The organism is Xanthomonas sp. F4 (genome assembly GCF_011761895.1).
The window spans coordinates 57,481-75,405 of sequence record NZ_JAASQX010000007.1 but is presented as its reverse complement, the minus strand read 5'-3'; the positions used below and the strand labels follow the sequence as shown (position 1 = coordinate 75,405).

Annotated in this window: 16 protein-coding genes and 1 other RNA gene; 8 read left to right on the top strand and 9 right to left on the bottom strand. The window is 70.1% G+C overall.

Annotated elements, in window-relative coordinates:
* Positions 1-80 precede the first annotated feature (80 nt).
* The 3 genes from cysD to FHR66_RS18305 all read left to right on the top strand — a co-directional run bounded on the left by cysD (position 81) and on the right by FHR66_RS18305 (position 6,364).
* On the top strand, positions 81-989 hold the full coding sequence (cysD, locus tag FHR66_RS18315) for a sulfate adenylyltransferase subunit CysD (RefSeq protein WP_160967625.1): 909 nt from the start codon (positions 81-83) through the stop codon (positions 987-989).
* On the top strand, positions 989-2,977 hold the full coding sequence (gene cysN, locus FHR66_RS18310; RefSeq protein ID WP_160967627.1) for a sulfate adenylyltransferase subunit CysN: 1,989 nt from the start codon (positions 989-991) through the stop codon (positions 2,975-2,977). Before cysD ends, cysN begins: the two co-directional genes overlap by 1 nt.
* Before the next feature lie 702 nt (positions 2,978-3,679).
* Entirely contained in the window at positions 3,680-6,364 is a 2,685-nt protein-coding gene (locus FHR66_RS18305) for a M1 family metallopeptidase (protein ID WP_160967629.1), read from the top strand.
* Positions 6,365-6,522: 158 nt separating this feature from the next.
* On the opposite strand, the gene FHR66_RS18300 is transcribed toward FHR66_RS18305, so the two are convergent.
* Together FHR66_RS18300 and FHR66_RS18295 are read right to left on the bottom strand one after the other, a co-directional pair.
* A complete protein-coding gene (locus FHR66_RS18300; RefSeq protein ID WP_160967631.1) occupies positions 6,523-7,644 on the bottom strand; it encodes a glycosyltransferase family 4 protein in 1,122 nt (373 codons plus the stop codon).
* Positions 7,641-8,384 carry a polysaccharide deacetylase family protein gene (locus tag FHR66_RS18295; protein WP_160967633.1) on the bottom strand — a complete coding sequence of 248 codons (744 nt, stop codon included), beginning with the start codon at positions 8,382-8,384 and terminating at the stop codon, positions 7,641-7,643. The genes FHR66_RS18300 and FHR66_RS18295 overlap by 4 nt, the downstream gene beginning before the upstream one ends.
* Positions 8,385-8,548: 164 nt before the next feature.
* On the opposite strand from FHR66_RS18295, the gene FHR66_RS18290 reads away from it, so the two are divergent.
* The gene (locus tag FHR66_RS18290) at positions 8,549-9,106 is read left to right on the top strand and encodes a GNAT family N-acetyltransferase (protein ID WP_160967635.1); all 558 of its coding nucleotides are present in this window, start codon (positions 8,549-8,551) and stop codon (positions 9,104-9,106) included.
* Positions 9,107-9,151: 45 nt separating this feature from the next.
* Here FHR66_RS18290 and FHR66_RS18285 read toward each other — a convergent pair.
* Both FHR66_RS18285 and FHR66_RS18280 read right to left on the bottom strand, forming a co-directional pair.
* Positions 9,152-9,227: non-coding RNA, sX9 sRNA (locus tag FHR66_RS18285), on the bottom strand.
* A gap of 65 nt (positions 9,228-9,292) precedes the next feature.
* Positions 9,293-10,351 (bottom strand): hypothetical protein, encoded by a 1,059-nt coding sequence (locus FHR66_RS18280; RefSeq protein WP_160967637.1) that lies wholly within the window; start codon positions 10,349-10,351, stop codon positions 9,293-9,295.
* A gap of 479 nt (positions 10,352-10,830) precedes the next feature.
* Here FHR66_RS18280 and FHR66_RS18275 point away from each other — a divergent pair, with 479 nt between their 5' ends.
* The 3 genes from FHR66_RS18275 to FHR66_RS18270 all read left to right on the top strand — a co-directional run bounded on the left by FHR66_RS18275 (position 10,831) and on the right by FHR66_RS18270 (position 13,169).
* The gene (locus FHR66_RS18275) at positions 10,831-11,673 is read left to right on the top strand and encodes a TrmH family RNA methyltransferase (protein ID WP_160967639.1); all 843 of its coding nucleotides are present in this window, start codon (positions 10,831-10,833) and stop codon (positions 11,671-11,673) included.
* 193 nt (positions 11,674-11,866) lie between these two features.
* Complete coding sequence (locus FHR66_RS21185; RefSeq protein ID WP_017911958.1) at positions 11,867-11,956, top strand: tryptorubin family RiPP precursor; 90 nt, start codon at positions 11,867-11,869, stop codon at positions 11,954-11,956.
* 88 nt (positions 11,957-12,044) lie between these two features.
* Complete coding sequence (locus FHR66_RS18270) at positions 12,045-13,169, top strand: cytochrome P450 (protein ID WP_160967641.1); 1,125 nt, start codon at positions 12,045-12,047, stop codon at positions 13,167-13,169.
* Here the strand turns inward: FHR66_RS18270 and FHR66_RS18265 are convergent.
* The 5 genes from FHR66_RS18265 to FHR66_RS18245 form a co-directional block, all read right to left on the bottom strand.
* Entirely contained in the window at positions 13,121-14,170 is a 1,050-nt protein-coding gene (locus FHR66_RS18265) for a LacI family DNA-binding transcriptional regulator (RefSeq protein ID WP_456361780.1), read from the bottom strand. The genes FHR66_RS18270 and FHR66_RS18265 overlap by 49 nt on opposite strands.
* A gap of 65 nt (positions 14,171-14,235) precedes the next feature.
* Complete coding sequence (locus FHR66_RS18260; protein ID WP_160967645.1) at positions 14,236-15,654, bottom strand: M28 family peptidase; 1,419 nt, start codon at positions 15,652-15,654, stop codon at positions 14,236-14,238.
* A gap of 94 nt (positions 15,655-15,748) precedes the next feature.
* A complete protein-coding gene (gene mscL, locus FHR66_RS18255; RefSeq protein WP_160967647.1) occupies positions 15,749-16,168 on the bottom strand; it encodes a large-conductance mechanosensitive channel protein MscL in 420 nt (139 codons plus the stop codon).
* 111 nt (positions 16,169-16,279) lie between these two features.
* Complete coding sequence (locus FHR66_RS18250; RefSeq protein ID WP_160967649.1) at positions 16,280-16,987, bottom strand: fumarylacetoacetate hydrolase family protein; 708 nt, start codon at positions 16,985-16,987, stop codon at positions 16,280-16,282.
* 118 nt (positions 16,988-17,105) lie between these two features.
* A complete protein-coding gene (locus FHR66_RS18245; protein ID WP_160967651.1) occupies positions 17,106-17,378 on the bottom strand; it encodes a hypothetical protein in 273 nt (90 codons plus the stop codon).
* A gap of 201 nt (positions 17,379-17,579) precedes the next feature.
* On the opposite strand from FHR66_RS18245, the gene FHR66_RS18240 reads away from it, so the two are divergent.
* Positions 17,580-17,918, top strand: a complete 339-nt coding sequence (locus tag FHR66_RS18240; protein ID WP_160967653.1) for a Rieske (2Fe-2S) protein — start codon at positions 17,580-17,582, stop codon at positions 17,916-17,918.
* Positions 17,919-17,925 lie beyond the last annotated feature (7 nt).

The following is a 17,925-nucleotide window of genomic DNA, read 5'->3' as shown; positions in this document are numbered from 1 at the left end:
CGGACGCACACTGCCGGCCCGACTGCCACGACCGCTGCTACGCTTCGGTCCGGTCTCCACTGCCTGCCGCCGCCGTCTCGATGAGTTCGTCACCCCTGTCCCATCTCGACCGCCTCGAGGCCGAGAGCATCCACATCCTGCGCGAGGTCGCCGCCGAATTCCGCAACCCGGTGCTGCTGTATTCGGTGGGCAAGGACAGCTCGGTGCTGCTGCACCTGCTGCTCAAGGCGTTCGCGCCGGCGCTGCCGCCGATCCCGCTGCTGCACGTGGACACGCGCTGGAAGTTCCGCGAGATGATCGCCTTCCGCGACCGCCGCGCCGCCGAGACCGGCGTGGAACTGCGCGTGCACATCAATCCCGACGGCGTCGCCCAGGGCGTCGGCCCGTTCAGCCACGGCGCCAGCGTGCATACCGACGTGATGAAGACCCAGGCGCTGAAGCAGGCGCTGGACCTGTGGAAGTTCGATGCCGCCATCGGCGGCGCGCGCCGCGACGAGGAGAAGGCGCGGGCCAAGGAGCGCGTGTTCTCGTTCCGCAACGCGCACCATCGCTGGGATCCCAAGCAGCAGCGTCCGGAGCTGTGGAATCTGTACAACCCGCGGATCCATCCAGGCGAAAGCGTGCGCGTGTTCCCGCTGTCCAACTGGACCGAGCTGGACATCTGGCTGTACATCTATCGCGAAGCGATCCCGGTGGTGCCGCTGTACTTCGCCGCCGAACGCCCGGTGGTGGAGCGCGACGGCGCACTGATCATGGTCGACGACGCGCGCCTGCCGCTGCGTCCCGGCGAAACCCCGCAACTGCGCCGCGTGCGCTTCCGCACCCTCGGCTGCTACCCGCTGACCGGCGCGATCGAGTCGCAGGCCGACACCCTGGAGAAGATCATCGCCGAGATGCTGCAGGCCACCACCTCCGAACGCCAGGGCCGGATCATCGACCAGGATCCAGGCGCGTCGATGGAGCAGAAGAAGGTGGAGGGATATTTCTGATGGGCCGGGAGTCGGGATTCGGGATTGGGGATTCGCAAGAGCGCAGTTCGGCGACGGATGCGGTGTCGGGAGGGAACGCTGTTACGAATCCCCAATCCCGAATCTCCAATCCCGTAGGCGGCGACGCAGTCGCCGCCTACTTGCAACAACACGAACACAAGCCACTGCTGCGCTTCATCACCTGCGGCAGCGTCGACGACGGCAAGAGCACGCTGATCGGGCGCTTGCTGTACGACAGCAAGCGGCTGTTCGACGACCAGTTGGCTGCGCTCGGTGCCGACAGCAAGCGCCACGGCACCCGCGGCGGGGCCATCGACTATGCGCTGTTGCTGGATGGCCTGGCCGCCGAGCGCGAACAGGGCATCACCATCGACGTGGCCTACCGCTATTTCGACACCGACCGGCGCAAGTTCATCGTCGCCGATTGCCCCGGGCATGCGCAGTACACCCGCAACATGGCCACCGGCGCGTCCACCGCCGACGTGGCGGTGGTGCTGGTCGACGCCGCCAAGGGCGTGCTCACCCAGACCCGCCGGCATAGCTACATCGTCGCCCTGCTGGGCATCCGCCACGTGGTGTTGGCGGTCAACAAGATGGACCTGGTCGAGTTCGATCAGGCGACGTTCGAGACCATCGCCAGCGAGTACCGTGCGCTCGCCGCGCAACTGGGCATCGCCGACGTGCAGTGCATTCCGCTGTCCGCGTTGGAGGGCGACAACCTGTCGCAGCGCTCGCCGCGCATGCCCTGGTACGCCGGTCCGGCGCTGCTCGAGCATCTGGAAGGCGTGCAGCTGGATGCGCGCGGCGGCGACAGCGGCCTGCGCCTGCCGGTGCAGTGGGTCAACCGCCCGCACGCGCAGTTCCGCGGCTTCGCCGGCACCGTGGCGGCCGGTGCGGTGCAGCCCGGCGATGCGGTGGTGGTGCTGCCGTCGGCGCGGCGCGCGCAGGTGGCGCAGGTGCTGATCGGCGCCGAAGCGGTGCCGCGCGCGGTGGCCGGGCAGGCGGTGACGCTGACCCTGACCGAGGAGATCGACGTCAGCCGCGGCGACGTGATCGCCGCCGCCGGCGATCCGCCGGAGGTGGCCGACCAGTTCGCCGCGCACGTGCTGTGGATGGACGATGCCGCGCTGCTGCCCGGCCGCCCGTACTGGCTGAAGATCGGCGCGCGCACCGTGGCCGCCAGCGTCACCGAGATCAAGCACCGCATCGACGTCAACACGCAGGAGCGGCTGGCGGCCAAGCGCCTGGAACTCAACGAGGTCGGCTACTGCAACCTGGCGCTGGACCAGCCGATCGCCTTCGCCCCGTACGCGCAGGACCGCACACTCGGCGGCTTCATCCTGATCGACCGCCACAGCAATGCCACCGTCGCCGCCGGCACCCTGGATTTTGCGCTGCGCCGCGCCGGCAACGTGCACTGGCAGCACCTGGACGTGGACAAGGCCGCGCGCGCGCGGATCAAGGGACAGACGCCGAAGGTGCTGTGGTTCACCGGCCTGTCCGGCGCCGGCAAGTCGACCATCGCCAACCTGGTCGACAAGCGCCTGCACGCACTGGGCTACCACACCTTCATCCTCGACGGCGACAACGTCCGCCACGGCCTGAATCGCGACCTGGGCTTCACCGACGAGGACCGCGTCGAGAACATCCGTCGCGTCGCCGAAGTGGCCAGGTTGATGACCGACGCCGGCCTGATCGTGCTGGTCAGCTTCATCTCACCGTTCCGCGCCGAGCGGCAACTGGCGCGCGAGCGCTTCGGCGAGGGCGAATTCCTCGAGGTGTTCGTCGACGTCCCGCTGCCGGTGGCCGAGGCGCGCGACATCAAGGGCCTGTACGCCAAGGCGCGCGCCGGCCTGATCCCCAACTTCACCGGCATCGATTCGCCGTACGAAGCGCCGGAGCGGCCGGAGCTGCACCTGCATGCCGATGGCGACAATGCCGAAGCGCTGGCCGCGCAGGTGCTGGCGGCGCTGGGGCTGCAGGACTGAGGCGGGAGCGGGGTTTTGCCGCTGGCGTGCCGGTGTCGATCATGTCGCCGTGCCCCTGTAGCGCCTTTGTAGGAGCGGCTTCAGCCGCGACCAGGCTTTCCCGGTAAAGTCCGGTCGCGGCTGAAGCCGCTCCTACAATCCAACTGCCGCCGCAACAAAATGAGCAATAGCAACGGCTTTCGCCCTTGCGGGCGAGTTACTTTGATCAGCCTTCGGCTGCTGAGAAGCGCTTCCTTGCTCGCGCAAAGAAAAAGGTAATCAAAAGAAGCGCTTCACCTCAGCCGAAGGCTGGTCAAGCGCGCCCTGCCTTGCGGAAGGGAACCCGGCAAGTCAAAGCCGAAGCAACAGCGATAGCAAAGCGAATGCGCTGCACTTGGTGGCACACGTCGCCTGTTGATCGTGGTGGGCACGCAACACCGCTGGTCTCCGCAGCAGCCGCAGGCGCCGTTCGCGCGTGCGGAACGACGCCTGCCGGGACTTGCGATACGTTGGCCGAGTGCACTGTGGGAGGGACTTCAGTCCCGACGCCTTTCAAGGGTGGGTGCACAGCAGGAATCGTTCGTCGCGGCTGCATGGCAGTTGATTCCTACGACGAACTGCTCCCCGCGCGAGCGCTAGTGTTGTCCCACTGACCGTCATCACGTGACAGTCGCTTCCGCGCATGCTTAAGTCGTCGCCCTCCTCATCGGCGAAGACCCATCCATGCCAGCTCTGTCCCGTCGCGTGCTGTTCTCCGTCCTCGCGCTGTGCTGCGGCGCGGCCTGCGCGCAGGCGCCCGATGCGGCGCCGAGCGGGCGCCTGCCGGATTGGGCGGTGCCCGAGCACTATGCGCTGGACCTGAAGGTCGATCCGGAGCGCACCGACTTCGACGGCACCGCCACCCTGCGCGTGCGCCTGGAGCGCGCTTCCGACCACCTGTGGCTGCACGGCAAGGAGCTGCGGGTGCGCAAGGCCACGCTGCGCACCGCCGACGGCGCCGCGTTCCCGGTGCGTTACGCGCAGGCCGATGCACAGGCCGGTGTGGCCCGCATCGCGTTCGGGCGCACCCTGCAGCCGCAGGAGCTGACCCTTACCATCGTCTACAGCGCGCCCTTCAACCAGCAGCTGCAGGGTCTGTACCAGGTCAAGGCGCAGGGGCATGCCTACGCCTTGACGCAGATGGAACCGATCAGCGCGCGCTATGCCTTTCCCGGCTTCGACGAGCCGGCGCTGAAGACGCCGTTCGCGCTGCGCCTGACCGTGCCCGATGGCGAGCAGGCGCTGGCCAATACCCGCGCCGAGTCCACCGAGCCGGCCGGCAAGGGCTGGAAGACGGTGCGCTTCGCCGAGACCGTGCCGCTGCCGACCTACCTGGTGGCCTACGCGGTCGGGCCGTGGGACGTGGTCGACGGACCGGCGCTGCCGGCCACGCCGCAGCGCCCGCAGTCGATTCCGCTGCGCGGCGTGGCCGCGCACGGGCAGGGGCCGCGCATCCAGCGCGCGTTGCAGCAGACGCCGGACATCATCGCCGCGCTGGAGGACTACTACGACTTCGGCTACCCGTTCGACAAGCTGGACCTGGTGGCCGCGCCGGACTTCTCCGCCGGCGCGATGGAGAACCCCGGCTTCGTCACCTTCCGCGACTGGCTGCTGCTGCTGGACGACGATTCGCCGCGGCACAACGTCGAGGGCTCGTTCAACGTCACCGCGCACGAACTGGCGCACCAGTGGACCGGCGACACGGTGACCATGGCCTGGTGGAACGACCTGTGGCTCAACGAGGCCTTCGCCACCTGGATGCAGCAGAAGATCACCATGCGCCTGCGTCCGCAGTACCGCGCCGACCTGGACCGCATCAGTGCCGCGCAGGACGCGATGAACAACGACAGCCTGGTCAGCGCACGCAAGATCCGCCAGCCGATCACCGGTAACGGCGACATCGAGACCGCTTTCGACAGCATCACCTACCGCAAGGGCGCCGCGGTACTGGGCATGTTCGAGCAGTTCGTCGGTGAGGACACCTTCCGCAGCGGCATGCGCAGCTACATCCGCGCGCACCGCTTCGGCAACGCCACTGCCGACGATCTGGTCGACGCCATCGCCGCCGCCGCCGGCAAGGGCGAGGATTTCAAGGCCGCGTTCCGCAGCTTCCTCGATCAGCCGGGCGTGCCCTACCTGCAGGCGCGGCTGCAGCCGGCGTCGGGCGGTGCGGTGCTGCAACTGCACCAGCAGCGCTTCCTGCCGCTGGGCTCGCGCGGCAGCGCCGCGCAGACCTGGGGCGTGCCGGTGTGCGTCAAGTACGGCACGCGCCAGGGCGTGCGCCGCGCCTGCCACATGCTGTCGGCCAGCGACGGCCGCCTCGCGCTCGCCGGCGCCGATGCCGATGCCGACAGCTGGGTGATGCCGAACGCCGGCGGCACCGGCTACTACCGCTTCGCCCTGCCCAAGCCGCAACTGGCCGCGCTCGGCCGTCATCTCGATGCGATCGACGACGCCGAGAAGCTGGCCTACGCCGATGCCATCGACAGCGCCTTCCGCACCGGCGACGCCGACACCGCCGACGTGATCGCGGCGATGCGGCAACTGGCGCCGGCCAAGGCCACGGCGGTGGCCACCGCGATGAACGATCGCATCGCGTGGATCTGGCGGGTGCTGGCGCGCGACGAGGCGCAACGGGATGCGCTGCGCTTGGCGACCGAAGCCGCGTTCGGTGCACGCCTGCAGGCGCTTGGCTATCAGCGCCGCGCCGGCGATAGCGACGAGGATGTGGCGCTGCGCTCCAACCTGGCCGAGTTGCTCGGCGTGACCATGGGCGTGCCGGCGGTGCGGCAGGCGCTGCTGGCCCAGGGCGATGCGGTGCTGGCCGGCAAGGGGAGCACGTTGGAGTTCGCCGCCGCCAACCCGGATCTGCTCGGCGCAGCACTGACCGTGGCGGTGCAGGAGCGCGGTGCGCCGGCGGTGGACGCGTTGATCGCGGCCTTGCGTGGTCATGGCGAGCCGGCCCAGCGCAACGCGATGATCGCCGCGCTCGGTGCCGTGCGCGATCCGCAGCAGTTGCAGAAGGTGCGCGATTTCGCCCTGACCGATGCGATCAAGGTCGGCGAGATGGCCAGCCTGTTGATGGGCGGGCATGCCGAGCCGGCGACGCATGCCTCGATGTGGCCCTGGTACACGGCCCACTTCGATCGCATCGTGACGCGCTCCGGTTCCTTCGACGGCGGCCGCCTGCCGGCGCTGGCCGCCGCCGGTGGCTGCGACGCCGCCGAAGCGGATCGACTGGAGGCGTTCTTCACGCCGCGCCTGAAGGCGCTCAGCGGCGCCGACCGCGGCCTGGCGCAGACCGCCGAAACCATTCGCCTGTGCAGTGCGCTGCGCGAGCGGCAGCACATCGCCGGCGCGCCGCGCTAAGCACGCCGAACGGGCGCGGCGCAGGCCGCGCCACGCGCGCGCTGCTGGCGCCGTACACCCGCTCGCCGGATGCGGTGCAGCAGCGTCTGCAGCCACTGGAAGCGTAGACGCCGCCGGTCGGCGGCCACGCCTGGGCGGCGGCGTGCAGGCCGGTTCGCTCAGGCCGGATCGGTGCGCGACGGCGCCAGCGGTCGCGGCGCGCAGCGCGGCTGCTGCAGCAGGTGCACGAACTGCGCGGCGATCACCGCGCCGCCGAAATGGCGCTGCACGAAGTCGCGCCCGGCCTGGCCCATGCGCTGGCGGCGTTCGCTGTCGCACAGGCGCAGGATCGCGTCGCGCCAGCCGTCCACGTCGCCGGGCGTGAGCAGTTCGCCGCTGACCCCGGGGTCCAGCGTCTCTGCGGTGCCGCCGACGTGGCTGGCCAGCACCGGCACGCCACTGGCCTGCGCCTCCACCGAGACCCGGCCGAAGGTTTCCGGCGCCAGCGACGGGAACGCCAGCATCGACATCGCGTTGTAGTACGGCGTGGTGTCGTTGACCCAGCCGACGAAGCGGTGGCGCTCGCCGTGCGGCTGCGCCGCGGCCTGCGCCTGCAGCTGCGCCGCGTCCGGGCCGTCGCCCAGCCACAGGCAGTGCAGCCGCGGCTCCTGCGCCATCGCCGCCGAAGCGGCCTCCAGCAACGGGAAGATGCCCTTGCCGGCGTGCATGCGCCCGCTGTAGCCGAGCACGATCGCGTCCTCGGGCAACCGCTGCGCGGCGCGGATGGCGCGGCCGCGTTCCGGATCCGGGCGCAGCCGTTCCATGGTCACCGGGTTGTACAGCACCTGCACCAGCGCCTCGGGCACGCCGCATTCCAGGTAGGCCTGCCGCGCGTAGTGCGACACCGCGAAGAAGCGCGCCGCCAGGCGCGGGATCGCGTAGCCGGACAGCGCGCTCATCGACGGCGTGCGGTGGCGGAACAGCGCGACGGGGATACCCAGCGCGCGCCCGGCCAGCAGCAGTGGCCAGTACTCCTTGCCGAAGTTGCCGACCAGCCAGTCCGGCCGGCTGCGCCGCGCCACCCGCAGCAGCGGTCCGTAGCCCTCGGGATCGAGCACGTTGCGGAAGTGCCCGACGTGCACGGTGATGCCGCTGCGGCGCAACTCGTCGGCGATCAGGCCGCCCTCGCAGGCGATGACCTCCACCTGGTGGCCGACGCCGGCCAGCGCCTGCGCCAGCGCGACGAAATGCGTGGCCGCGCCGGTGTTTTCGGGATTGGTGCCGACGAACAGGAATTTCATCCGCGGCGGTCCTCGTAGGCGGTGAACGCGCGCAGCGCGAACTGCGGCAGCAGGTGATGGCGCGCGACCTGGATGCGCGGGTAACGCATCGGGTCCGAGCCGGCCAGCGCGCGGCCGCGGCGGGTGCTGGTGGCGGCGGTGTAGCCGGCCTCCCGCACCACGTCGGCGACGCGGTCGTCGACATCGCCGTAGGGGTAGCAGAACTGCGGCACCGCCTCGCCGAGCAGGTCCTCCAGCTCGCGCTTGCAGCCGCCGATCTCCTCGCGCAGGGCCGCATCGCTGCAGCCGGTCAGGTGCGGGTGCGAGCGGGTGTGCGCGCCGATTTCCATGCCGCCGGCGCGCCACTGACGCAGCTCGGCGAGGTTCATCAGCGGCTTCTCGATGCCGAGCTTCTGCGCATCCCACACGTTGTGGCGGCCGATGCAGCCGCTGACCATGTACACCGTGGCGGTGAAGCCCAGCCGCTGCAGCACCGGCAACGCCGCCTGCAGGTTGTCCAGGTAGCCGTCGTCCAGGGTGACCACCGCGATCTTCCCCTCGCGTTCGCCGCGCAGGTAGGGCATGGCGTCGGACATGGACACGCCGCGGTAGCCCAGCCGCTGCAGCAGGCGCATCTGCCGGGCGAAACGGCCGGGGCTCACGTACAGGCTGCGGTACACCTGCAGGTGGCGCGGCGCCTCGGCCACGTTGTGGTACATGAAAATCGGAATGCGGGCCGTGGCGGCGGTGTCGGAAGGCATCGGGGAACGGCTCGGTGACGGAAGGGCGATGTGCGGCGCGGGAGTCTACCGGGCCTGGCTTTCGCTGGTCTGTCGGGTAAAACCCTCAGTCGTAGACGATTGCGACGCCGCGGCGACCGCGGCCGGCGGCTATGCTGCGGGGCCCCTTGCCGCAGGAGCCGCCGATGTCCGAGACCGCCGCTGCCGCCCCCTGGCGCGATCTGCAACTGCACCTGGACGGCATCGTGCTGCGGCGCTGGCGCCCCAGCGACCTGGACGCACTGGTCCGGCATGCCGACGACAGCGAGGTGGCGCGCGGGCTCAGTCGGCGCTTTCCGCATCCCTACACGCGTGCCGATGGCGAGGCCTTCCTGGGCGGGCAGGTGATCGACCTGAACGATCCGGTGCTGGCGATCGAGATCGGCGGCGAGGCCTGTGGCGGCATCGGCTTGCACCCAGCGGCGCAGCCGGCGCCGGACCAGGCCGAGCTTGGTTACTGGCTCGGCCGCGCGCACTGGGGCCATGGCCGGATGACCCGCATCGTCGCCGCCTACCTGGACTGGGCGGTGCCGGCGCTGCGCCTGCAGCGGATCGAAGCGCTGGTGCTGCCGGACAACGCCGCTTCGGCGCGCGTGCTGCAGAAGAGCGGCTTCGCCGAGATCGGCACGCGTCGCGAGTTGTCGTTGCGTGACGGACAGCCGCGCGACCTGCGGCTGTTCGCGCGGACCTGGCCGGCGGCCTGAGCGGCGCGTCGCTCGCGGTGAGCGACGCGCGGCAGGCCCAAGCCTGGCTGACAAAATGTCGCGAGCAGCCGCCTGGTGGGTGCCGATGGCGCGGAGGAACCGCAGTATGCAAGTGGTACACGAGTTCCGAGCGCCGTCCGCGCGTGCCTGGTGGCTTCGCAGCCGTTTTGTTGCCCGCTCTGGGCCTCAGTAGGAAATGGTTGCGGAGGTCGCGGTGGTATCCACCGCGTAGTTGCATTGCACGTCCAGGCCCGAACTGTCGCTGTACGACGCCCAGGCCGGCGACGTCACCTGCTGCATGCGGTAGTCGTACACGCCGATCGCGTCGAAGGTGATGCTGCCGTCCGGCGGATACTGGTCGCAGCTGTCTACTGCATAGACCTCCAGCGCGCCGCCCACCACCAGGTGCCTGGCCGAATTGATGTTGTAGGTGGTGCTGAGCCGCACGCTCTGGCCGGTGGTGACGTTGCGCGTGTCCACGTTCCAGTTCGAGCAGGGCAGGCCGTTGTTGCAGGTCGCGTAGGTGTCGCCGACGATCTGGTCGCCGGCCTTGGCCGCAATGAAGTCGCTGTGCCACACCATGCCGTCCTGGCAGCAGTTCCAACTGCTCAGGTCCCAGCTGTTGTTGTAGCCGCGGTAGCCCAGTACCGGTTGCAGGATCGTCGGATCGTCGCTCTGCAGCCCCGGGAAGAAGTACACCGTCTGCTGCGCCACGTTGGTCGGGTTCTGCGGCACGGTCCAGCGCGCGACGATGCGGCCCATCTTGTTGCCGGTCACCTCGATGGCCGATTGCACCCAGTCGTGGGTGATCGGCGGCGGCACCGCGCCGTGTGCGCTCGATGCCCGCAGCGCGGCGTTGCCGCGCAGTTGCCTGCCATCCAGGCCGCGTCCGTCGGGATGGACGCGGATGCCATTGGGCATGAAGTTGTCCTGGGCGCAGGCCTGGGCTTGTTCGCGCACGCCATCGGCATGCTGCAGGCGGCCGTCGGCGAGCACGCGCTCGCTGCGCTGGACCTGGCGCACGCAGGCCGGTGCGAAGTAACCGAAGGGCGTCTGCACGTAGTCGTCGGGTACGTCGGCGGGCTTGTGCGTGGCGGGCAGGGCGCCGACCCGCGCAAGCCGGGCGTCGGGCGCGGCGGTCTGTGCCAGTGCGCTGGCGCTCAGGCCGAGCAGGGGCAGCAACAGCAGCAGTGCGCCACCCAGGCGGCGCGCGGACGAGGAAAACGGACGGATGTCGGAGTGCATGGGAGTCGCCTTGTCGTGAGAATGCGGAGTGCGTTCTCGGGAGGCCGCGGAGCTGCGCGCGCATGGCAGGCGCAGGTGATCGCAGGCATCCCGTCTGCGAAGCGAGTGGCGCGGGAATCTGTGGTCGAGGAGGCCTGCGTGGTCGCGGAAGGAGCCGCGACCATGGACCCGATACGCGTGCCGCGCTTGTCGGATTTGCGCATGTGTCGCCGCGAATCCTGCATGATGCCGGGCGAGGGCGAACTGCTTCACGGTGCCTGCCGGAATACGGGTAGCGCTTTGCGTGGCGTAGCGTAGACAAGTGCCGGCACCGCGATTGGCACGTCGGGGCAGCCGACGGCGCGCGGATGAGCGAAAATCCCCACAGCGCGCCGTCGTGGCGAGCGCCCCCGCGTTTTCCAGGAGATTCCCATGCGTCATGCCCTTCGTTCCCGCTGCGCCGCCCCGGCCTGGCGCGCTTGCGCCGCGGGCGTGCGCCGATGACCTCGCCCTGGGGCAACCGCCCGCGCGGGGGGCATCCCCCCTCTCCCCCCGGGAGAGGGGCCGGGGGTGAGGGTACGGCAGCCGCAGCGCCCCGTAACGAACTGCGCCTCTACGGCCTCAACGCCGTGCGTGCGGTGTACGCGCGGCGGCCGGAAGCGATCCGCAAGCTGTACCTGAGCGAGGCACGGATCCCGGCGCTGCAGCCGCTGTTGAAGTGGTGCGTGGCCAACCGCGTCGGCTACCGCGTGGTGGACGAGGCCGATCTGCACAAGCTCGCCGCCAGCAGCCACCACGAAGGCGTGGTCGCCGACGTGCTGCGTGTCGCGCCGCTGGCCTTGGCCGACTGGCTCCAGACATTGGCGCCGGGACCGGCGATGGCGCTGTGGCTGGATGGCGTCGGCAATCCGCACAACTTCGGCGCGATCCTGCGCTCGGCGGCGCATTTCGGCGTGGGCGCGATCCTGTTGCCGGAGCAGGCCGCACTGGCGCTGTCCGGTGCCGCCGCGCGCGTGGCCGAGGGCGGCGCCGAGGCGGTGCCGCTGGTACGGCTGCCCCCCACGGCGCAGGCGCAGACGCAATTGCGTGACGCGGGCTTCGCCCTCGCGGCGACGCTGGTAGACGGCGGCGACGATCTGTTCGCCACCGCCTTGCCGCAACGCCTGGTCTACGTGATGGGCGCCGAGAGCGACGGCATGGACCGCGACTTCGCGCAGGCCTGCGACCTGCGTCTGTCGATCCCGGGCAGTGGCGCGGTGGAAAGCCTCAACGTCGCCGCCGCCACGGCGGTGTTGCTGGGGACCTGGCGCAGCCGGCATCCGCACGACCACGTGACGCGCTGAGCACGGCGTCACGCCCTGAGCGCTCGCTGCATTTGGCTACGCGATAGTGTGCGCGGCGGCCGGTTTCGGGTTTGCGGGGCGCGCGTCGGCGGCGTAGCGTCGCGCAGGCGCATCCATGAGGCCGCGCCTCGTGCGATGCGCATCAGCACGACCGTGCAGTTCCCCCGAAAGGGTCATCGTCACTCCTGCGGAGATGTCGCTCATGAAACTGCTGTTCTCCATCAAGCACCTGCTGTCGTCGAAGAAGCCGCTGAAGTCGTACGCCTGGTACATCTGGTACTGAGCGCTGCGTGTCTTGCCGCACGGCGAGCCGTGCGGCCGGTGTCCGGCGGATGCGCTTCGCCGGGCGCCGATGCTTCGGGAGAGTCGGGATGTCCGCCATCATGGTCGACCGCGATGCGCGCGCCACCGTGTTCGCGCCGCGTCTGCAGGCATTGCTGCGCACGCATCTGGGGCAGGACGCGTTCCGCCTGGACGCGGACACCATCGGCGTCGCCGGCGCCGCGCTGAGCGACCGCCTGCTCGCGGCGCGGCCGGCCACCGAACACGAACGGCCGACCTTCAAGCCGCTGCACGGCCGTTCGATCGCGCGCAGCGAAGCGGCAAAGTTGATGCAAGCGATCGGCCGCGACGTGCGCGAGGCGCTGAAGCGTCCGGTGCCCGCGACGCTCGACCTGTCCGGCCCGTGGCCGCACGTCGGCCACGTCTATCTGCGCGATCTGCTGCTCGGCGGCGATCCATGGCGGCTGCGCCTGCTGATGGACCGCACGCTGGAACTGACCCCGCGGCTGACCTGGGCGGTGATCGCCGCCGGCGCGCTCGCACCGCTGGCCCCAGGCGACGATGCTTCGACCCTGGCGACCCTGTTGTCCGCGGCCGGCAGTTACCGCGAGCGCCGCGACGCCATGGGCCTGTACCGGCGCACCGCCGCGCCGGTGTGCTTCACCATTTCCACCCTGGTCGCCAACGCGCTGTGGCTGGGGTCGCCGTTCGACGCCAACGCGTCCAACCGCAACATCCTCTACGAAACCCTGCGCCTGCTGCCGCCGTCCTGGAACATCCTGCGCAATGCCTCGCCGGAATACGGCGCGCTGGACCCGCGCATCGGCGCTGCCGACGACGTGCTGGTGCTGCCCTTGCTCAGTCATCGCGATCCGGCATTGTGGGAGGAGCCGGACGCGTTCCGCCCCGAACGCTGGGATGGCCTGGATCCGGATGCGCTGCCGGGCTATCTGCCGTTCGGGCACGCGGCCGAGCGCTGCTGGGGACGACACATGGTCATGCCGCTGGCGGAGCGGCTGCTGGATCTGCTACGCGGTCAGGACCTGGTCGCGGACCCGCAGCAGCGGCGCGCCGCGGTGCCGTTGACCGGCCTGCTCGGCGTGGCCCAGGTCGACGTGGTCCGGCGCGCGCGCGTGAGGCATTGCCTGTCGCGCCGTGACGACGATCAGCGCGGTGCGGGCGGCGCCGTGGAGCCGCGCGTGACCAGGGTGTAGTCGAGTATCTGGTGGGTGCCGCGGCTGGCCAGGCCGTCGCGGCGCTGGCGGATCTCGCCGAGCAGCAGCGCCACCGCCGCCCCGCCCATCGCCGCGACCGGCTGGTGGATGGTGGTCAGCTCCGGCCAGATCGTGGTCGCCACCGGCGTGTCGTCGAACCCGGCGATCGACAGATCCTCGGGTACGCGCAGGCGCAGCCCGTGCGCGATCGCCAGCGCCGCCGCCGCCATGTCGTCGTTGCTGCACAGGATCGCGCTGGGGCGCGGGGTGACCTGCAGCAGCGCGGTGGCCGCGAGCAGGCCGGAGCGGTAGGTGAACATGCCTTCGGCCACGCGCTCGGGTGCCACCGTCAGCCCGGCCCGGGCCATGGTGTCGAAGAACGCGCGGCTGCGCAGCGCGCTGGGCGTGTGGCCGGGATCGCCGCTGACGAAGCCGATGTCGCGGTGGCCCAGGTCGAGCAGGTGCTGGGTGAGCGCGCACGCGGCCTGGTAGTCGTCGATGCGCACCGAGCTGACCCCGGGCATCGGTGCGCCGGTGGCCACCGCCACCAGCGGGATGCCGCGCGCGTCCAGTTCGGCGATGGTCTGCCGCGCATCGCACAGCGGTGGCGGCAGGATCAGGCCATCGGCACCGGCATCGAGCAGGCGTTCGGTGGCGGCGCGCTGGCTGTCGCTGTCGTCGCTCTTTTCCACCAGCACCTGGCAGCCTTCCAGGCTGCTTTGCTCGAGCACGCCGAGCATGAACTGGTTGAGGTAGGCCGCGCTGGGATTGCTGTACAGCACGCCGATGCGTGCCAGTCCTGCGGTGCGCAGCGAACGGCCGGCGAGGTTGGGGCGGTAGCCCAGCGCCTGGATCGACGCTTCGACGCGCTCGCGCATGGTCGCGCTCACGCGCGGGTGGCGGTTGATCACGCGCGAAGCAGTCATCGGCGACACGCCCGCATGGCGGGCCACATCCAGCAACGTCACCGCTGAGCCCGCGCGACGTTGCCGTATGCCCATCAAAGGTCCTGGCGCTGCTGCGAAGGGAACGCCCTCGCGCGCATCCTGCGCAGGGCCAACGCACTTTACTCCCTGGGCGGTTCCACTGTCTTGGCCTGGCTGCCGAAACCACCGTCGGCCTGCGCCGCCAGATACGCGAACACCGCGTATGCAGCGACGTTCTGCGCCAGCGCCTTCGGGTCGATCTTGTCCAGGGTGTCGTCGGCGGTGTGATGCAAATCGAAGTAATCGCTGCCGTCCTGCGCCAGCCAGGCCCAGGCGCCGCCCTTGGCCGCGAGCGGACCGACATCCGGGCCCGGGCCGCCGGCCTCCGGCGCATAGGCGATGCCGAGCGGCGCCAACGCCTCGGCGATCTGCCGGGTCGCTTCACGCGAGCCGGCGGCGTCGCCCGAGCCGGTATTGAAGGCGTAGATGCGACCGGCGCCGAAGTCGCTCTCGGCGGCGATCTGGTGCCGCGCCACGTCCTGCGCATGCGCCTGCGCGTAGGCCTTGCCGCCATACAGGCCCTGCTCCTCGTTGGCGAAGGCGACCACGCGGATGCTGCGCTTGGGCGCCTGCTTGAGCTGGCCGATCAGATGCCCGGCGGCCATGCTGATGGCCACGCCGGCACCATCGTCGATCGCGCCGGTGCCCAGGTCCCACGAATCCAGGTGCCCGCCGATCAGCACGACCTCGTCGGGCAGCGTGCGCCCGGTGATCTGCCCGATCACGTTGTAGGAGGTGGCGGTGCCATCCCAGCCGCAGTCCAGCGCCAGGCGCAGGCGCACCGGGCCGCGCGCGAGCAGGCGCGCAAGCTGGTTGGCGTCGGGCACAGAGAGCGCTGCCGCCGGCACCGGCGTCAGCCCCTCGTCGAAGCGGGTGATGCCGGTATGCGGCACGCGGTGCGAATCGGTGCCGGCCGAGCGCATCACGAAGCCGATGGCGCCCTTGCGGATGGCTTCCGACGGCCCCTTGCTGCGCACCGCGCCGCCGTTGCCGTAGTCCTTGCCGTCGCGGGTGCGCAGCATCTGGTAATCGACGAAGGCGATCTTGCCGCGCAGTGCGTCGGCCGGCGCCGCCTGCAATGCGGCCAGGTCGACGAAACGCACCACCTCGGCCTCGACCGTGCCGCCCGGGCTGCCGCCCAGCGCGGTGACGGTCAGCGGTTGCGCGTGCGCGCCGAGCACCTGCGCGTGTTCGCTGCGGCGTTCCCATTTCGGGAATGTCACCGGCTCGGTCCAGACCTTGTCGAAGCCCAGCGCCTTGAACTTGGCGGTGGCCCAGGCCACCGCGCGCGCATCGGCTTCGCTGCCGGCCATGCGCGGGCCGATTTCGGTGGTCAGCGATTCCACGACCTTCCAGCCGGTGTTGTCGGCCAGTGCCTGCTCGCGCAAGGTCGCCGCGTCGCGCAGCGCCGCCTCCGGAATACGCGTGGCGTCGGCGGCCATGGCGGCAGTGGAGGACAGGCCGAGGACGGCAGCGATGACGAGGGCGAGACGGCGCATGGCGGATTCCGCGAACACAGGAACGGCCAGCTTAGCAGTGCCTCACCACGATGCACCGCGCGGCCTGCAGGGTGCAGGCCGCGCGACGCTGCGCTTATTCGGGACGCGCGTCGTGCTTGAGCGAATCGCGGATCTCGCGCAGCAGCAGCACTTCCTCGGTCGGGGCCTTGGGCGCCGGCGGTTCCTTGCGTGCGATGCGGTTGATCGCCTTGACCAGCATGAAGATGGCGAAGGCCACGATCACGAACTGGATGATGGTGTTGAGGAAATCGCCGATGCCGATCACCACGGCCGGTACCGGCTTGCCCGCCGCGTCCACCGTGGCCGCCTTCAGCGTCCATGCCCAGCGCGAGAAGTCCACGCCGCCCGCGAGCATTCCGATCGGCGGCATGATGATCTTCTCCACCAGCGCGGTGACGATCTTGCCGAACGCGGCGCCGAGCACCACGCCGACCGCCAGGTCCAGCACGTTGCCGCGCATGGCGAATTCCTTGAATTCGCGGATCATGCTCATCGGAACTCCTCTTCTTGTCAGTGCGGGCCTGTCGCCGCGGCGCTAGCCTAGCGCAGTCGCTGTGGTGGTCGGATCACAGCCGTGCGCATGCCGCGCGACAGGCGCGCCCGCTCAGCCGACGATGCGGCCGTGACGCTCGGCCACGTTCTCCAGGCGCGCGCTGAAGCGGTCGCCCGGGCGCAGCGCGGCCACGCCGGCCGGCGTGCCCATGAACACCAGGTCGCCGGCGCGCAGCGCGAACAGCTTGGACAATTCGTGCAGGATCTCCGGCACGTTCCAGATCATCTGCTCCAGCAGCGACTGCTGGCGCACCTCGCCGTTGACTTCCAGCGACAGGTTCAACGCCTCCAGCGCACCGACCTCGCCAGCCGGGACCAGCTCGCTGATCGGCGCCGAGGCATCGAAGCCCTTGGCGATGTCCCACGGCAGGCCCTTGGCCTTGGCCGCGGCCTGCAGGTCGCGACGGGTCAGGTCCAGGCCCACGCCATAGGCCAAGACCAGTGCCTCGGCGCCTTCCACCGGCAGCACGCCTGCGGGCGCGTCCTGGCCCAGCGCCACCACCAGTTCCACCTCGTGGTGCAGGTCCTGGGTCGCGGACGGGTAGGGAATGGCTTCGTCGCCGATCACCAGCGCATCGGCCGGTTTCATGAAGAAGGTCGGCTGGCCACGCTCGGCCTTCGAGGCGGGCGCACTGGCGCCCATCTCGCGCGCGTGGTCGGCAAAGTTGCGGCCCACGCAGTAGATGCGATGCACCGGGAACAGGCCCTGGCCGCGCACGGGAACGCGCGGAGCCTCGGCAGCGGCGAACAGATCTTTCATGGGCGTGCATCCAACGAGAGGGGATGCCGCAGTTTAACGCGTCGGGTTCAACCCAATTCCAACAGGAGTGCGGAGTCCGCTCTTGCGAATCCCCAATCCCGATTCCCCATTCCCGGCTTTACAGCGGCAAGGCCGGCTTGCGCACCACCCGGTACTCGCCATCGACGACATGGCGGCGTGCGGTGGCCGGGCGCTTGCCGCGCTGGCTCAGCAGCTTCATGGCGATGCCGCCCAGGATCATCGCCGCGCCCACGAACACGCTGACGAACACCAGCCCGGCCAGGATCGCCAGGCCGAGCAGGCCCACTGCCAGCTTGACCAGCGGATGGCGCGGCTTGCGCGGCGCGAAGACATGCCGGAATTGGTCGAAATTGAAGACGGAAGCACGCATGGCAGAACTCTGTTTCAGTTTGAACCGAAGGGGTGCAGTATCGACGCTGTTTTATGTGACGGAGTGAAAACTTCGTTAAGCGAAAAATTAACACTTTGCGTTCAACCGCTTGCATGTCCTCGCGGAGTGAAGCATCGCGCAGGGGCGGGCAAGGCAGGTCCGTGCCAGAATTGCGGCCCCATCGCTGCCTGTTCGTCCGTCATGACCGAGTCTTCCGCCGTGCTGGCGTCGCTGCACGACCTCGTCCCCGGCGAACTGGCCGAGGCCGAGGCGCTGCTCGGCGGCGAGTCCGAGTCGCTGCTGCTGTACCGCGAGGGCGACAGCGTGCGTGCGTGGTTGAACGTGTGCCCGCACGCCGGGCGCCGCCTGGACTGGGCGCCGGGACAGTTCCTGAAGAGCCGCGAGGGTCATGTGGTGTGCGCCGCGCATGGCGCCGCGTTCGAGCTGCAGGACGGCCTGTGCGTGTCCGGCCCGTGCCGCGGCCAGAGCCTGCACGCGGTGCCGGTGGACGTGCGGGCCGGGCAGGTGGTGCTGGTCTAGCGCGCAG

Excerpts from the sequence above, each read along its gene's own strand:
- FHR66_RS18280 (WP_160967637.1), bottom strand. The coding sequence starts at position 10,351 with ATGCACTCCGACATCCGTCCGTTTTCCTCGTCCGCGCGCCGCCTGGGT.
- FHR66_RS18240 (WP_160967653.1), top strand. The coding sequence starts at position 17,580 with ATGACCGAGTCTTCCGCCGTGCTGGCGTCGCTGCACGACCTCGTCCCC.
- FHR66_RS18305 (WP_160967629.1), top strand. The coding sequence starts at position 3,680 with ATGCCAGCTCTGTCCCGTCGCGTGCTGTTCTCCGTCCTCGCGCTGTGC.
- cysD (WP_160967625.1), top strand. The coding sequence starts at position 81 with ATGAGTTCGTCACCCCTGTCCCATCTCGACCGCCTCGAGGCCGAGAGC.
- FHR66_RS21185 (WP_017911958.1), top strand. The coding sequence starts at position 11,867 with ATGTCGCTCATGAAACTGCTGTTCTCCATCAAGCACCTGCTGTCGTCG.
- FHR66_RS18245 (WP_160967651.1), bottom strand. The coding sequence starts at position 17,378 with ATGCGTGCTTCCGTCTTCAATTTCGACCAATTCCGGCATGTCTTCGCG.
- FHR66_RS18260 (WP_160967645.1), bottom strand. The coding sequence starts at position 15,654 with ATGCGCCGTCTCGCCCTCGTCATCGCTGCCGTCCTCGGCCTGTCCTCC.
- FHR66_RS18270 (WP_160967641.1), top strand. The coding sequence starts at position 12,045 with ATGTCCGCCATCATGGTCGACCGCGATGCGCGCGCCACCGTGTTCGCG.
- FHR66_RS18250 (WP_160967649.1), bottom strand. The coding sequence starts at position 16,987 with ATGAAAGATCTGTTCGCCGCTGCCGAGGCTCCGCGCGTTCCCGTGCGC.
- mscL (WP_160967647.1), bottom strand. The coding sequence starts at position 16,168 with ATGAGCATGATCCGCGAATTCAAGGAATTCGCCATGCGCGGCAACGTG.
- FHR66_RS18300 (WP_160967631.1), bottom strand. The coding sequence starts at position 7,644 with ATGAAATTCCTGTTCGTCGGCACCAATCCCGAAAACACCGGCGCGGCC.
- FHR66_RS18275 (WP_160967639.1), top strand. The coding sequence starts at position 10,831 with ATGACCTCGCCCTGGGGCAACCGCCCGCGCGGGGGGCATCCCCCCTCT.
- FHR66_RS18290 (WP_160967635.1), top strand. The coding sequence starts at position 8,549 with ATGTCCGAGACCGCCGCTGCCGCCCCCTGGCGCGATCTGCAACTGCAC.
- FHR66_RS18265 (WP_456361780.1), bottom strand. The coding sequence starts at position 14,170 with ATGGGCATACGGCAACGTCGCGCGGGCTCAGCGGTGACGTTGCTGGAT.
- cysN (WP_160967627.1), top strand. The coding sequence starts at position 989 with ATGGGCCGGGAGTCGGGATTCGGGATTGGGGATTCGCAAGAGCGCAGT.
- FHR66_RS18295 (WP_160967633.1), bottom strand. The coding sequence starts at position 8,384 with ATGCCTTCCGACACCGCCGCCACGGCCCGCATTCCGATTTTCATGTAC.